At 63.2% G+C, this 14,945-nt stretch carries 16 protein-coding genes; 8 read left to right on the forward strand and 8 right to left on the reverse strand.

Features of this window, described 5'->3' with window-relative positions; translation table 11 throughout:
• Nucleotides 1–3: 3 nt before the first annotated feature.
• Nucleotides 4–882, reverse strand: coding sequence for a 4-hydroxy-tetrahydrodipicolinate synthase (dapA, locus tag PSEMO_RS27965; RefSeq protein WP_075806121.1), 879 nt, complete (start codon nt 880–882; stop codon nt 4–6).
• Between the two features lie 257 nt (nt 883–1,139).
• On the opposite strand from dapA, the gene PSEMO_RS27970 reads away from it, so the two are divergent.
• Nucleotides 1,140–1,700, forward strand: a complete 561-nt coding sequence (locus PSEMO_RS27970; protein WP_009399603.1) for a glycine cleavage system protein R — start codon at nt 1,140–1,142, stop codon at nt 1,698–1,700.
• A gap of 11 nt (nt 1,701–1,711) precedes the next feature.
• Entirely contained in the window at nt 1,712–2,185 is a 474-nt protein-coding gene (locus PSEMO_RS27975; protein WP_075806122.1) for a peroxiredoxin, read from the forward strand.
• Nucleotides 2,186–2,274: 89 nt separating this feature from the next.
• On the opposite strand, the gene PSEMO_RS27980 is transcribed toward PSEMO_RS27975, so the two are convergent.
• Both PSEMO_RS27980 and PSEMO_RS27985 read right to left on the reverse strand, forming a co-directional pair.
• Nucleotides 2,275–3,345 (reverse strand): AI-2E family transporter, encoded by a 1,071-nt coding sequence (locus tag PSEMO_RS27980; RefSeq protein ID WP_075806123.1) that lies wholly within the window; start codon nt 3,343–3,345, stop codon nt 2,275–2,277.
• A gap of 9 nt (nt 3,346–3,354) precedes the next feature.
• Nucleotides 3,355–3,594, reverse strand: coding sequence for a sulfurtransferase TusA family protein (locus PSEMO_RS27985; protein ID WP_075806124.1), 240 nt, complete (start codon nt 3,592–3,594; stop codon nt 3,355–3,357).
• Nucleotides 3,595–3,728: 134 nt separating this feature from the next.
• On the opposite strand from PSEMO_RS27985, the gene PSEMO_RS27990 reads away from it, so the two are divergent.
• Nucleotides 3,729–5,162: a M48 family metalloprotease gene (locus PSEMO_RS27990; RefSeq protein ID WP_075806125.1), complete on the forward strand. Its 1,434-nt coding sequence runs from the start codon at nt 3,729–3,731 to the stop codon at nt 5,160–5,162.
• Between the two features lie 97 nt (nt 5,163–5,259).
• Here the strand turns inward: PSEMO_RS27990 and nadA are convergent, their stop codons facing one another.
• The 3 genes from nadA to PSEMO_RS28005 form a co-directional block, all read right to left on the reverse strand.
• A complete protein-coding gene (nadA, locus tag PSEMO_RS27995; RefSeq protein WP_075806126.1) occupies nt 5,260–6,318 on the reverse strand; it encodes a quinolinate synthase NadA in 1,059 nt (352 codons plus the stop codon).
• A gap of 220 nt (nt 6,319–6,538) precedes the next feature.
• Nucleotides 6,539–8,002, reverse strand: a complete 1,464-nt coding sequence (locus PSEMO_RS28000; protein WP_075806127.1) for a YdgA family protein — start codon at nt 8,000–8,002, stop codon at nt 6,539–6,541.
• 187 nt (nt 8,003–8,189) lie between these two features.
• Entirely contained in the window at nt 8,190–8,450 is a 261-nt protein-coding gene (locus tag PSEMO_RS28005; RefSeq protein WP_075806128.1) for a DUF945 family protein, read from the reverse strand.
• 303 nt (nt 8,451–8,753) lie between these two features.
• On the opposite strand from PSEMO_RS28005, the gene PSEMO_RS28010 reads away from it, so the two are divergent.
• Entirely contained in the window at nt 8,754–10,109 is a 1,356-nt protein-coding gene (locus tag PSEMO_RS28010; RefSeq protein WP_075806129.1) for a UDP-glucose dehydrogenase family protein, read from the forward strand.
• Nucleotides 10,110–10,118: 9 nt separating this feature from the next.
• On the opposite strand, the gene PSEMO_RS28015 is transcribed toward PSEMO_RS28010, so the two are convergent.
• Both PSEMO_RS28015 and PSEMO_RS33290 read right to left on the reverse strand, forming a co-directional pair.
• Nucleotides 10,119–10,988, reverse strand: coding sequence for an isocitrate lyase/PEP mutase family protein (locus PSEMO_RS28015; protein WP_075806130.1), 870 nt, complete (start codon nt 10,986–10,988; stop codon nt 10,119–10,121).
• 22 nt (nt 10,989–11,010) lie between these two features.
• Nucleotides 11,011–11,241, reverse strand: a complete 231-nt coding sequence (locus PSEMO_RS33290; RefSeq protein ID WP_144443639.1) for a hypothetical protein — start codon at nt 11,239–11,241, stop codon at nt 11,011–11,013.
• A 168-nt stretch (nt 11,242–11,409) separates the two neighbouring features.
• Here PSEMO_RS33290 and PSEMO_RS28020 point away from each other — a divergent pair, with 168 nt between their 5' ends.
• From PSEMO_RS28020 to PSEMO_RS28035, 4 genes are all read left to right on the forward strand, one after another.
• Nucleotides 11,410–12,408, forward strand: coding sequence for a response regulator (locus PSEMO_RS28020; RefSeq protein WP_075806131.1), 999 nt, complete (start codon nt 11,410–11,412; stop codon nt 12,406–12,408).
• A 3-nt stretch (nt 12,409–12,411) separates the two neighbouring features.
• The gene (locus PSEMO_RS28025; RefSeq protein WP_075806132.1) at nt 12,412–13,365 is read left to right on the forward strand and encodes a GGDEF domain-containing protein; all 954 of its coding nucleotides are present in this window, start codon (nt 12,412–12,414) and stop codon (nt 13,363–13,365) included.
• Between the two features lie 80 nt (nt 13,366–13,445).
• The gene (locus PSEMO_RS28030) at nt 13,446–13,952 is read left to right on the forward strand and encodes an RNA polymerase sigma factor (protein ID WP_075806133.1); all 507 of its coding nucleotides are present in this window, start codon (nt 13,446–13,448) and stop codon (nt 13,950–13,952) included.
• Nucleotides 13,953–13,957: 5 nt separating this feature from the next.
• Nucleotides 13,958–14,872 carry a FecR family protein gene (locus tag PSEMO_RS28035; protein ID WP_075806294.1) on the forward strand — a complete coding sequence of 305 codons (915 nt, stop codon included), beginning with the start codon at nt 13,958–13,960 and terminating at the stop codon, nt 14,870–14,872.
• Nucleotides 14,873–14,945 lie beyond the last annotated feature (73 nt).

Here is a 14,945-nt window from a genome sequence, read left to right on the forward strand (position 1 = left end):
CAATTAAACCAGTACGCCGCACTGGCGCATGGCCTGGCGCAGCGTGTCATGACAGGAGGTGCTCAGCCAGGTCAGCGGCAGGCGAATGCCGTTGCCCATCAGACCCATTTCATTCAGGGCCCACTTCACCGGAATCGGGTTGGCCTCGATGAACAGGTTCTTGTGCAGCGGCATGAGTTTTTCATTGATGGCCCGTGCGGTTTCGGCATCGCCACGCAGGGCGGCCTCGCACAGGTCGGCCATTTCGCGCGGGGCGACGTTGGCCGTGACGGAGATGTTGCCCTTGCCGCCGAGCAGGATCAGCTCGACCGCGGTCGGATCGTCGCCGGACATGACGATGAAGTCGTCGCTGACGCCGTCGATGATCGCCTTGGCGCGGGCCAGGTCACCGGTGGCTTCCTTGATGCCGATGATGTTCGGCACGCTGGACAGGCGGATCACGGTCTCGGCGAGCATGTCGCAGGAGGTGCGGCCCGGCACGTTGTAGAGGATCTGCGGGATGTCCACGGCTTCGGCGATGTGCTTGAAGTGCTGGTACAGGCCTTCCTGGGTCGGCTTGTTGTAGTACGGCACGACCAGCAGGCAGGCGTCGGCGCCGGCGTTCTTGGCATTCTGGGTCAGGTGAACGGCTTCGCTGGTGGAGTTGGCGCCAGTGCCGGCGATGACCGGGATACGGCCCGCAACCTGCTTGACCACGAACTCGATGACCTGGATGTGCTCTTCGACATCGAGGGTTGCCGACTCGCCGGTGGTGCCGACGGCGACGATGGCATGGGTACCGTTCTGCAGGTGGAAGTCCACGAGTTTGCTGAGGCTGTCCCAGTCCAGACGCCCTTGTGCATCCATGGGTGTGACCAATGCCACCATACTGCCCGCAATCATGAAGCTGCTCCTGCCGGAAAAAGAGAGCGGTAATGGTACTGGCGACATCGGCCTTGCACAAGCGACGCGGGCGCCTGGAGCATTCCCCTTCGCGGCCATTTTCGCTACCCTTTGTCCTTTGATCGGTACACAGCGGCCCGTCGGGCTGCCAACCATGCGTTCCGGCAGTGTCCGCCCCTCGATCCAGAGTCCCTGGAACACGCGGATCCGCCTTTTTACCGCGTCAGGTACCGACCGCTCATCGCTTTAGGAATGCTATGTCCACCCCCACCGTCCGCGAACAATTCCTTGTCGTCAGCGCCCTCGGCCCGAGCCCGATGGAGCTGACCAACATCCTCTGCCGCGCCAGCAACGACAGCCGTTGCGCGGTGGTGACCTCCCGCCTGACCCGCCACGGCGAGTGCAGCGCGCTGATCCTGCAGATCAGCGGCAACTGGGATGCCCTCGCGCGCTTCGAAGGCGCCCTGCCGAGCCTGGCCAAGAAGCACGGTTTCATCGTCAACGTGGTGCGCAGCACCGAACTGGAAGTGCGCCCGCTGTCGCTGCCCTACGTTGCCTACGTCAGCGCCGCCTATCGCCCGGACATCATCAACGAGCTGTGCCAGTTCTTCATCGACCACCGCGTCGAGCTGGAGAACCTGACCTGCGACACCTACCAGGCGCCGCAGACCGGCGGCACCATGCTCAACGCCACCTTCACCGTCACGCTGCCCGCCGGCACCCAGATCAGCTGGTTGCGCGACCAGTTCCTGGACTTCGCCGACGCGCTCAACCTGGATGCCCTGATCGAACCGTGGCGTCCACAGAACCCGATGTAAGGAGCCGCCCCATGGCCGTCGAACTCGATAAACCCGTCGCCGACTTCCAGGTCCAGGCCACCAGCGGCCAACAGGTCAGCCTCGCTGACCTCAAGGGCCGCCAGGTCGTGCTGTATTTCTACCCGAAGGACAGCACCCCGGGTTGCACCACCGAAGGCCAGGACTTCCGTGACCAGTACGCCGCCTTCCAGGCCGCCAGCACCGAGGTGTTCGGCGTGTCCCGCGATGGCCTCAAGTCCCACGAGAACTTCAAGGCTAAGCAGGCCTTCCCCTTCGAGCTGATCAGCGACAAGGACGAAAGCCTCTGCCAACTGTTCGACGTGATCAAGCTGAAGAAGCTGTACGGCAAGGAATACCTGGGCGTCGACCGCAGCACCTTCCTGATCGACAAGAACGGCGTGCTGCGCAAGGAATGGCGCGGCGTGAAGGTGCCGGGCCATGTGGCCGCGGTACTGGCCGCAGCCGAAGAGCTGAACAAGGCCTGACCAGCTCCAAGCTTCAAGCGGCAAGAAAAAGTAGTCGGCAGCGCTGCGGATCGCTCTTTCTTGCCGCTTGAAGCTTACGGCTTGAAGCCCTAAAGCAGCGGCGCCACCGCCGGTTCCCGCCTTGGCCAGGCATCCAGCACGGCCTTGAACAGCGTCGCCAGCGGAATGGCGAAGAAGATCCCCCAGAAGCCCCACAGCCCGCCGAACAGCAGCACCGCGCAGATGATCGCCACCGGGTGCAGGCTGACCGCCTCCGAGAACAGCAGCGGCACCAGCACGTTGCCATCCAGCGCCTGGATGATCGCGTAGACCGCCATCAGATAGATGAACTGATCACCCCAGCCCCACTGGAACAGGGCAATCAGGGTCACCGGCACCGTCACCACCACCGCGCCCACATAGGGCACCACCACCGACAGCCCCACCAGCAGCGCCAGCAGTGCCGCGTAGTTCAGGCCGAGGGCGACGAAGGCGATGTAGGTGGCCACGCCGCAGATCAGGATCTCGATACCCTTGCCGCGAATGTAGTTGGCGATCTGCCGGTTCATTTCCTCGGCGACCCGGGTCATCAGCGCACGCTCCTGCGGGAGGTAGCTGACAACCCAGCGGGCGATGGTCTCGCGGTCCTTGAGGAAGAAGAACACCAGGATCGGCACCAGCACCAGGTAGATCATGATGTTGACCAGCAGCGGCAGGCTGGACAGCGAGAAGGTCAGCGCCCACTGGCCGAACTTGCCGATCTCGCCGCGCATGGCCTCGATCGCCTGCAGCACCTGGTCATCGGACACCAGATGCGGATAGCGCTCAGGCAGCAACAGCAACAGCGACTGCCATTTGCCGAGCATTCCCGGCAGTTCGTTGAACAGGGTGATCAACTGGTGCCAGAGCAACGGCACCAGCACCAGCAGGAATACCCCCAGCGCCCCCATGAACAGCGTGAAGACCAGGGCCACCGCGACCTTGCTCGGCACCTTGAAGCGCTCCAGGGCGTTGACCAGGCCCTGCATCAGGAACGCCAGGACCATCCCCGCCAGCACCGGCGCGAGCATGCCGCCGAGGGTCAGGACCGCGGTGAAACCGAGAAACAGCAGAACCGCCAGCACCACCGCTTCCTCGTCGGAGAAATAACGGTGCAGCCAGCTGCGAAGCACTTTGAACATCGGAGGGACTCAGGCCTTTTTCAGCCAGTAGGTGTAGGTGCCGCCTTCGGCGGTTTCGTGAAGCAGGGTATGACCGGCCAGCTTGGCGAAAGTGCGGAAGTCGCGCTGCGAGCCGCCATCAGTGGCGATGACCTTGAGCACCGCACCGGAAGCCAGGCGGTTGAGTTCCATCTTCGCCTTGAGCAACGGCAGCGGGCAGTTAAGGCCGCTGGCGTCCAGTTCGGCGTCGGGATTGGGGATGGTGGTCATTGCTGCACTCCAGAAAAGCGGGTGGCCGGGTCGGCACAGGTCAGGCGAGCCGGCAAGCCTCGCAGAATTGCGCCACTGGTCGCAACCGTGCGAGGCGGCTACAGTAAGGCTTTTTGTCGACCAGAGCTCCGTGCATGACATTTCTGCGCCCTACCCTGCTGACACTGGCCTGCCTGCTGGCGCTTCCAAGCCATGCCGACGACCTGCCGTCACTCGGCGACGCCAGCTCGGCCATTGTCTCGCCGCAACAGGAACACCAGCTCGGCCGTGCCTGGCTGAGCCTGCTGCGCGGCAATGTCAGCCAGCTGTCCGACCCCCAGCTCAAGGATTATGTCGAAACCAGCGTCTACAAGCTTGCCGAAACCAGCCAGCTGCAGGACCGTCGCCTGGAATTCATCCTGATCAACAGCCCGGAACTCAACGCCTTCGCCGCCCCCGGCGGGATCGTCGGGGTCAACGGCGGCCTGTTCCTCAATGCCCAGACCGAGGGTGAATACGCCTCGGTGCTCGCCCACGAACTCGCGCACTTGTCGCAACGCCACTTCGCCCGTGGCGTCGAAGCCCAGCAGCGCATGCAGTTGCCGATGATGGCGGCCTTGCTCGCTGGCATCGTGGTCGCCGCCTCTGGCGCGGGCGATGCCGGTATCGCCGCCATCGCGGGGACCCAGGCCGCCGCCATCCAGGAACAGCGCCGCTTCTCCCGGCAGAACGAGCAGGAAGCCGACCGTATCGGCATCCTCAACCTGGAAAAGGCCGGCTACGACCCGCGCAACATGCCGACCATGTTCGAACGCCTGATGCGCCAGTATCGCTTCGACGCCAAGCCGCCAGAGTTCCTCCTCACTCACCCGGTTACCGAAAACCGTATCGCCGACACCCGCAACCGGGCGGAACAGGCGCCGGCGGGCGGGATCGAGGACAGTGCGCGCTACCAGTTGATGCGTGCGCGTGTGCAGTTGTTCTATGAGGGCACGCCAGGTCTGGCGGCCAAACGTTTCCGGGCGCAACTGGACGAGAACCCGAAACTCGACGCGGCGCGCTATGGCCTGGCCCTGGCGCAGATCAAGGGCGGCCAGCTCAACGAAGCACGGGAGAACCTCAAGCCCCTGCTGGCCAAGGCGCCCAACGACATCACCTACAACCTGACCCAGATTGACCTGGAGATCACCAACAACCGCCTTGCCGATGCCCAGCAACGGGTGGATCGCATGCGCCAGCTGTATCCGGGCAACTATCCGTTGAAACAGGTGGCGGCGGACCTGCTGCTCAAGCAGGGCAAGCCGGCCGAGGCGGAGAAGGCGCTGGAAGCGCTGGTCAAGGAGCGCGGGGACGACCCGGATGTCTGGTATGACCTGGCCGAAGCTCGCGGATTGTCCGGCAATACCATCGGCCTGCACCAGGCCCGGGCCGAGTTCTTCGCGTTGACGGGGGATTTCGACCAGGCGATCCAGCAGCTGGACTACGCCAAGCGGCGGGCCGGCACCAACTTCCAGCTGGCCTCGCGGATCGATGCGCGGCAGCGGGACATGCTGGAGCAGCAGCGGATGGTCAAGGACATGATGCGCTGATCTTCAGGGCCTCATCGCTGGCAAGCCAGCTCCCACAGGTACTGCATGCACCGTACCTGTGGGAGCTGGCTTGCCAGCGATGGGAGCCCCTCGAATCTTAAGCGTTACCAGAGAGCTTCAACCGCGCCGCCGCAGTGAAATCCAGCATTCGCTGCAACGGCCGGATCGCCTGTGGAACCAGGGCCGGCTCGACGAAGATCTCGTTGGTGCCTTCACGCAGGCACTGCAGGGTGCGCTCCAGGGTGTTCATCGCCATCCACGGGCAATGGGCACAGCTGCGGCAGGTCGCACCGTTGCCCGCCGTCGGCGCTTCGATGAACTCCTTGTCCGGGCACAGCTGCTGCATCTTGTAGAAGATGCCGCGATCAGTGGCGACAACGAAACGCTTGTTCGGCATGCGCTGCGCCGCCGCAATCAACTGGCTGGTGGAACCCACCGCATCGGCCAGTTCGATCACCGCTTCCGGCGATTCCGGATGCACGAGGATCGCGGCATCCGGGTACAGCGCCTTGATATCGGCCAGTTGCCGCGACTTGAACTCTTCGTGAACGATGCAGGCACCGTCCCACATCAGCATGTCGGCGCCGGTCTGCTTCTGGATGTAACGCCCCAGGTGCTGGTCCGGGCCCCAGATGAAGGTCTCGCCGTTGTCCATCAGGCTTTCGACGATCTCCAGCGCGCAGCTCGAGGTCACCACCCAGTCGGCACGGGCCTTCACCGCCGCCGAGGTGTTGGCGTAGACCACCACGGTACGCTCCGGATGCTGGTCGCAGAAGGCCGAGAACTCGTCCACCGGGCAGCCCAGGTCGAGGGAGCAGGTCGCTTCCAGGGTCGGCATCAGGATGCGTTTTTCCGGGGTGAGGATCTTCGCCGTCTCGCCCATGAAGCGCACGCCGGCCACCAGCACGGTCTTGGCCGGGTGGTTCTTGCCGAAGCGGGCCATCTCCAGGGAGTCGGCCACGCAACCACCGGTTTCCTCGGCCAGGGCCTGGATCACCGGGTCGCAATAGTAATGGGCGACCAGCACCGCATCCTGCGCCTTGAGCTCGGCGGCGATGGCGGCACGGTAGTCGGCCTCCTGTTCAGGAGTGAGGGGCTTGGGCTGCTTGGCGTCCAGGTGGGCCTGGACCAGAAGGCGTTCGGAAATCTGCGTCATGTTCGCAAGACCTGCAGGCGCTGATGCGCGTAAGTCGAGAGTATCATCGGGCACGGACAAATCGGGTAACAGCTTGACTGTTGCACGGGCGGCAAAGTCCGCTGCGACCTCGGTTTTATGAGTGGCCGAAGGCTACAGACAATCGGATGAATTCTAAAGAGTTTTTTACCCCGCCAGGCGGGTGGGCGACGCTCGACACATCGCCCGCCAGCCCAGGTGGTTACTGTGCGGCGCCGGTGATTCCGGCAGTACGCTGCTGGACCAGGGCAGCGAACTGATCGGCGGTCATCTTCTGGCCGTTGAAGTCCACCTGGCCGTCGGCGTACTTCAACTGTACGAGGACGTCGTCGCCCTTGACCGTCGCCAGCTGGCTTTGCGCGGCGATCATCCCGACCATCTCGCCGGAAGCCGAGGCCTGGCGGACCTGCTCGGCGTCCAGCCCTTCGAGTTTGGCGCGCAGGGCCGCCAGGTCACCGACCATCGGCTTGGAGATCTTCAGGTTGGTCTGCAGCGCCTTCACCGACTGGGCGAAGGCCTGCTCCAGCGGGATACCTTCCAGCCCCTTGCCGGACAGGTCCAGATCGAGGTCGAAGCGGCTTTCGCCGTTGGCCGTCTTGAATGACAGCTCCTGCAAGGTCACCCGCGGACCGCCCTCCAGCAGCTTCAGCAACGGCGCCTGCAACTGCGGATCGTCCAGCATCATCGCGCCAGCATCCGGAGTCATGCCCAGGGCCATGCCTTGCAGTTGCGGCAGGTTCTGCTCATACCAGTTCACCAAACTGCCGACCGCTTCCGGGTTCAGCCGCTCCACGCTCCAGGCGAAGCGGGCGCTGCCGATGGGATTACCGGAAAAACTGATGTCCGCCAGGCTGGCCTGCTGCTTCAGCGACAGGCCCGCCTCCTCGATGCGATAGACATCGCGCTGCTCGAACTTGCCGAAGTGCAGCGACTGCTCGTTGCCGAACGACAGATTGCTTTCTGCGACATCCAGGTTCATCGAGCCGACGAAATAGCCGTAGTCACTCATGGTGAAGTCGGTGGACAGGGCAACACCCTTGAACGTCACATTCACCGGGGCTTCGCCAGCGGTCAGCAATGCTACCCGGCCCAGATCGCCCTGCAGGCGCAGGCCATCGCCTTTCAGCGACGACTCCAGGTTCAGGGTCAGGCCAGAGAACGACAGCGAGGTGCCATCCTCATCGCTGGACTCGAACGGCTCGACCCGCAGTTCATTGTGCAACGCACCGCCGTAGCCAACGCTCATGCTGCCTTGCAGCGGGGCCTTGTCGCCGGTCAGGCCGAACCACGAGGCGGTGTTATCGGTCTTGAGCAGCGCGTAGTTGCTTGCCGCCATGACCGGCGCCAGTTGCAGGCGCTTGACCCGCGACCAGGGGAACGGGCCGTGCTCCAGATGATCGCTGAACTCCAGCTGGATCGGCTCGACGTCGTTACCGGCGAGGGTCAGGCGGTAGCGCACTTCGCTGCTGAACACCCCGGATTCCAGGGACAGCAGCTCGACCTTGCCGCTGCCACTGCCGCTCAAGGCCGCCGCCAGTTGCCGGTTGGACTGCGCCAGCGAGGATTCGAGCACCTCGGGCAACTGCTTGCCGGTGTACCACGCGATCGAGGTGCAGGCCGCACCTACTACAACCAGCCCGCCAATAACTACCAGTGCTTTCTTCATGAAGTGTTCCAGTTGCGTTCCTTGAGTAGAGAAGGCCCGGACTTAAGTGGTCGGGCCTTCGGAGGGCGAGAGTAACATTAGTGAAAGATGATTCCCCCGAACTAGGTGAAACTAATGAACCGATTTACGCCCGAGTATCCTGAGGAGTTCATCCAGGGGTAGTGTTCTACCATTCAACTCCGCCTCATCAGGCGGCGTCACACGCAAGTTCATCTGGATCTCGTTGCTCGAGCGTCAGACGATAACGCGCATCGGCACCGAACGTCCGGGCATCGAGAGAAAGCAGCTCGATTCTGGCCTTGCCTTCAAATCCAAGCGCCACCTTCAACTGCTGGTTAACCTGAACGAGCACGGCGTCCAGCCGTTGCGGCAACATTTTCCCCGTGTACCAAGCGGCTAGAACGCCAAGCGAAACAAGCACGCCGAGCGCTATCAGTATTTTTTTCATTACGTGGGTCCAGCGGCAGGAAAGGTCACCCGGAAATCTCTCCAAAGCATTTCAAACGGGACGTTATCACCACGCCGGGGTTCGAATCGGTCAGGAAAGAGCGACTGAAGAGAAGGAAAGATCGTCGCCTGTCGTGGCCTTATTCCGAGAACCGCACTGCCTTCCAAACACTCGAACAAAAGACAATCCGGCAAACGCCAGTCGGCCCCTCACGAAACTGTCATCGGACACTGCCATGGTTCTGCGCATCGCTCCGCCCTGTGCGGCGGGAGGAACAGCATCGCGCTGAAAAGGGAGCCTCTTATGAAAGTTGCAGTGTTCGGTACCGGTTACGTGGGCCTGACCCTCGCTGCCTGCCTCGCCGAGGTTGGCCATGCGGTGTGCTGCGTGGACGTCGATGCCCATCGCGTGGCGAGCCTGTCCGAAGGCCATTGCCCGATCTTCGAGCCCGGCCTGCCGGAACTGCTGAAGAACGGCCTGACCAGCGCGCGCCTGAAGTTCACCCTCGACGCCGCCCGAGCCATCGATACCGCAACGGTGATTTTCATTGCCGTCGGCACCCCTTCGCTCCCCGACGGCAGCGCCGACCTGCGCCAGGTCTTTGCCGTGACCGACAGCATCGCCCGCCACGCCCGGGGCGAAAAGGTGGTGGTCAACAAGTCCACCTCGCCGGTGGGCACCGTGGATGCGATCAAGGCCCGCCTTGCCAGCCACGATGCCAGCACCGCGCAGCGCCTGGACGTGGTGAGCAACCCGGAATTCCTCAAGGAAGGCTCGGCGGTACTGGACTGCATGCGCCCCGACCGCATCCTGATCGGTGGCGCCAGCCCGACGACCCTGAACCTGCTGCGCGAGCTGTTCGCCCCCTTCAGCCGTAACCATGACAAGTTCATCAGCATGGACGCACGTAGCGCCGAGCTGGCCAAGTACGCGGCCAACTGCATGCTGGCGACCAAGATCTCGTTCATGAACGAAATGGCCAACCTGGCCGAACACACCGGTGCGGATATCGAGGCGGTGCGCCGCGGCATCGGCTCCGACCCGCGCATCGGCTACGACTTCATCTACGCCGGCTGCGGCTTTGGCGGTTCGTGCTTCCCCAAGGACCTCTCGGCCCTGCAACGCATCGCCGAGCAATACGATTACCAGCCGCGCCTGCTCCAGGCCGTGGATGCGGTAAACCAGCGGCAGAAGCATCGCCTGTTCGAGAAAATCCTCGATCACTACGACGGCGACCTGGCCGGCAAGACCTTCGCCCTCTGGGGCCTGGCATTCAAGCCCAACACCGATGATATGCGCGAGGCCTCGAGCCAGGTCCTGCTGCGTTCGCTGTGGCAGGCCGGGGCGAAAGTCCAGGCGTTCGATCCCCAGGCACGCGCCGAGGCACGCCGCCTGTTCGGCGAGCGCGACGATTTGCAACTGATGGACAGGAAGGAAGACACCCTGGCCGGCGCCCATGCCCTGGTGATCGTCACCGAATGGCAGGATTTCAGGGTGCTGGACAGCGGGATGGTCAGGCAGCGCCTGCTCGATGGCACGGTGTTCGATGGCCGCAACCTGTTCGAGCCGGCGCAGATGGCCGAGGCAGGACTGGCCTACTACAGCATCGGCCGGCCTGATGCCGGAACGCGCCCAGGCGCTCCGGCGGTGCAGGCATAAGGCAGCGCCTTACTCGTTGACGTCCATGAACTCACGGGCCCAGACGATGTAGTCGTTCGGCTGGGTGTAGGTGTGGGTCAGCTCGGTCGCGCTCAGGTCCGAGGCGGCGCTGGTGATCCGGCGCTGTTCGCGCAGGCAGTCGTAGGTGGCCTTGATCGCGGCGAAGTAGGCGCCATGGCCATCGACGGCGATACGCACACCGAGTTGCGCCAGGCGCGCATCGTCGTGCAGTTGCGGGTTACCGTAGGTGACCAGCATCAGCGGTACGGTGAGGTGGCGGGCGATCTCTTCAAGATGCTCGAAATCACGTACACCGACCATGCAGATGCCATCGGCGCCAGCATTCTGGTACGCCACGGCGCGAGCGATGACTTCCTCGGTCGGAATGGCGGCGGCGTTGGTCCGGGCGATGATCACCAGCTCCGGGTCGACACGGGCTTCAAGCGCCGCACGAACCTTGCCGACACCTTCGGCGATGCTGATCAGGTCAGTGGACTTGCGGCCGAACTGGGCCGGCAGCAGGGTGTCCTCGATGGTCAGGGCAGAAACCCCGGCGCGTTCCAGTTCGATCACCGTGCGCATCACGTTCAGGGCGTTACCGTAGCCATGGTCGGCATCGGCAATGAATGGCAACTGGGCGACACGTCCGATACGGGTCGCCTGCTCGGCGAACTCGCTCAGGGTGATCAGGGCAAAATCCGGTGCTGCAAGTACCTGTAGCGACGCCACCGAGCCCCCGAGGATACCCACCTCGAAACCGAGGTCGGCGGCAATACGCGCGGACATCGGGTCGAACACCGAGGCGGTGTGGTAACAGTTGGGGGACGCAAGGAGTTTACGAAACGCACGGCGCAGTTCTTGGTGGGACGCTTTAGGCATGATCAATCCACTTATCTCGACTTCATTCTGCCCGGCAACATACCACTGCTTGATGTCGCTCTGACAGCAGGAAAGGTCTTTGTCCGACAAATTGACGAAACGTTTCATCTCCCGGGATTGAGGGGCTGCGCTGGAACAGGGGATTCCCCGAGCGGGACGGAGAGAAGTAAGAAGCGGGAAAATCGGCGCTGCGCAACGAGGAAATTTTCCAGTCTTTCATCAAAAAATCGCGAAATGAGTATGAACTGTGCATGGGTTTCTCCATCAACACTGACTCAGGCCAATCCTGAGAAAGCCATCAGGGATTAGCGTATTGGATCCATTTGCACACTCAGTGATTCCCCTAGCCATTAAGCGTAGCTTTTGTGCGGCTATGGCATAATGAAATCATTCCGCACCTCCAGATAACGAGCCGTGACTTGTGTCAGTAACTACCCTAACCGTCTGTGACGACTCCACCGTTGCCCGCAAGCAGGTCCTGCGAGCCTTGCCCTCCGACTGGCCGGTTTCGGTCACGGAGGCCGCCAACGGACATCAATGCATGGACGCCGTGCGCAAGGGCCTGGGCCAGGTCGTGGTGCTCGACCTGAACATGCCGGAAATGGACGGCTACCAGGTACTGCATGCACTGCGCGACGAGGGCTTGCAGGCCAATGTCATCGTTATCTCGGGGGACGTGCAGCAGGAGGCCCTGCGCCGCGTGCAGGAACTGGGCGCCCTGGCCTTCCTGAAAAAGCCCTTCGAGCAAGAACAACTGCGCGAAACCCTGGACCGCCTGGGCCTGCTGCAACTGGCGGGCCGGGCGGCGCAGAGCCATCGTCCGCAGACCAGCGCCAGCGTCAGCTTCAACGAGGTGTTCCGCGAAACCGTCAACGTCGCCATGGGCCGCGCCGCCGCACTGATCGCCAAGGTGCTCGGGGTGTTCGTGCAACTGCCGGTGCCTAACGTGAACATCCTCGAAGTCGGTGAACTGCACATGGCCCTGGCGGACGCCGGGCGCTGCAAGCAACTGACCGCGGTCTGTCAGGGCTTTATCGGTGGCGGTATCGCCGGAGAGGCGCTGCTGATGTTCCACGACTCGGAAATCGCCGACATGGCGCGGCTGATGAAGCATGAGAGCAGCCACGCCTCCGACCTGGAGATGCTCCTGGACCTGTCCAGCATCCTGATCGGCGCCTGCCTGAGCGGCATCGCCGAGCAGGTCGACGTGGTGTTCTCGCAGTGTCACCCGCAGATCCTCGGCCAGCACGCCAATATCGAGGAACTGATCCGGGTCAACCAGCGGCGCTGGAAGAAGACCCTCGCGGTGGAGATCAGCTACGGCCTGGAAGGCCATGACATCAGCTTCGACCTGTTGCTGCTGTTCACCGAAGACTCCATCGAACGACTGACCCATAAACTCGCGTACCTGATGAACTGAGCCATGAACAAAGCCCTTGATCTGACCGAGTTCCACTGGCTGCTGGCGATCGTGCAGAGCATCGACGTCGGCGTGGTAGTGCTCGATCGCGACTACTGCGTGCAGGTCTGGAACACCTTCATGGAGAACCGTTCCGGGGTGCCGCCCAAGGACGCCATCAGCCAGTCGTTCTTCCGGTTGTTCCCCGAAGTCAACGAGGACTGGTTCCGGCGCAAGCTCGACAGCGTGGGCACCCTCGGCACGGCAGCGTTCACCGTGTGGGAACAACGCCCTTATCTGGTGCGGTTCAAGAACTACCAGCCGATCACCGGGCAGGAAGACTTCATGTACCAGAACACCACGCTGTTCCCGCTGCGCTCCACCGACAGCAGCATCAGCCATTTCTGCCTGGTGATCTACGACGTGACCGACGTCGCCACCAACCGGCACATGCTGCAGTCGGCCAACGCCCAGTTGCAGAAGCTTTCCAGCACCGACCGCCTGACCGGCCTGTACAACCGCGGCCACTGGGAAGACAGCCTCAAGGTCGCGTACGCCCGCCACCAGCGTCATGGCAACGCCACCAGCCTGGTGATGTTCGATATCGATCACTTCAAGCGCATCAACGACACCTACGGCCACCAGGCCGGCGATGAAGTGATCAGGCAGGTCGCCGCGCTGCTCCGCGAGTATGTGCGCGACACCGACGTGGCGGGGCGCTATGGCGGCGAGGAGTTCGGCGTGGTGCTGTCGGATACCGACAAGCATGGCGCGGTGGCCTTTGCCGAGCGCCTGCGCAAGGCGGTGGAGGAACTGGAAGTGAAGCATGAAGGCTTGACCATCCGCTTCACCATCAGCCTTGGGGTCGCCGATCTTGGCCAGCCGTCCGACAGCCACGCGGACCTCATCGCCTGGGCCGACCAGGCCCTGTATGCCTCGAAGAAAGGCGGACGCAACCAGGTTTCCGTGTACGGATGACAAGACGCCATCACCGCCTTGCATCTGCAAATCATTCTCGTTAAAGTCGGCGCCCTCGCCCTCCCGGGATAACGGCCGCCATGTCGAGCATGAGCACGGAAGAACTGGAACGGGCATTCAAGGCCCATTCCCGTGAGCTGCGAGTGTTCCTCTATCGACAGCTGCACAGCACCGAGACCGCTGCCGACCTCACTCAGGAAACCTGGTTGCGCATGCTCAGGCAGCGACCGCGCACGCCGGTGGAGAACCTGCGGGCGTTCATCTTCCGCATCGCCCGCAACCTGGCCATCGATCATGTGCGCAGCCGCGCCTCCCGCGAGCGTCACGACCAGGGCCTAGCGTATCTTTACGAAGTCACCGGCGAAACGCCCGAGCTGATCGACACCGTCGCCGCCAGCCAGGAACTGGAAACACTGGATGCCGCACTCAAGCGCATGGGGGAGCCGGAGCAAAGCATCTTCCTCAAGTGTCGCCTCCAGGGCATTGCACAAAAGGATGTAGCCCGGGAGCTGGGCATGTCCCTCAGTTCGGTGGAGAAGCACCTGGCCAGCGCGCTGGACTTTTTGCGTCGAAGCCTTCAGCGTTGAACACCATGCCTGACCTCAAAGCCGATCCTGCCGACCTTCACGCCACCGCCCAGTACTGGGTCGTACGCCTGACCTCGGGAGACGTGGCACCTGCCGATATTGCCGCCGCCCGCGCCTGGTGCGCCGAGGATCCCGCGCACCAGCGGGCATTCGTCGACGCACGCCGGCTATGGCAGCTCAGCGGGCACTTGCAGGCCCCTGCGATACAGCGCCGCTCACCGACGTGGGCCTGGGCGACAGCGGCAGTCCTGCTGATCGCCCTCGGGCTCGGACTGGTCCGACAGCAGGCCTGGGATGCGGATTACCACACCGGCCTCGGCGAACAGCAGCGCATCACCCTGGCGGACGGCTCCCATGTCCTGCTGGATTCCGACTCGGCGATAGACGTCAGCCTGTACGGTGACCGGCGGGAAATCACCTTGCGCAAGGGCGAGGCGCTGTTCGAAGTGGCACATGACCCGCAGCGCCCCTTCCAGGTCCGTACCGGGGACCTGGGCGCGACCGCCCTCGGCACCGTCTACGCGGTGCGCAAGCGCGGTGACGACGCACAGGTCACTGTGGCCCGCGGGCGTGTCGCGGTAAAGGACGCCGGCGCCAGCCTGGTCCTCGGTGCCGGGGAACAGGTCAGCCGCCTGAACGGCGCCCTTGGCGATAAACAGACCGTCGATACCGCCAAGGCCCTGGCCTGGCAACACGGCCGCCTGGTCTTCGAGATGGCACCGCTGCCGGATGTACTCGCCGAGTTGCAGCGCTACCGGCCTGGCTACCTGCTGATAGGCGACGACAGCCTGCGCACGCTCAAGGTCAGCGGCAGTTTCCGCCTCGACCGCCTGGAGGATGCCCTGGGCACGCTGGAGCAAGCGTTTCCCTTGAGGGTCCAGCGCTACACCGACTACCTGCTGGTACTACAGCCCCGCTGAGTGAAATTATTTTTACGGGTCTGCCGGGCTCACCCGTCTTCCCTCGCGAAAAAGATAATTACTTGCATTCGCC

Origin of the sequence: Pseudomonas putida, from assembly GCF_001941965.1 — a bacterium.
Lineage (GTDB): Bacteria > Pseudomonadota > Gammaproteobacteria > Pseudomonadales > Pseudomonadaceae > Aquipseudomonas > Aquipseudomonas putida_L.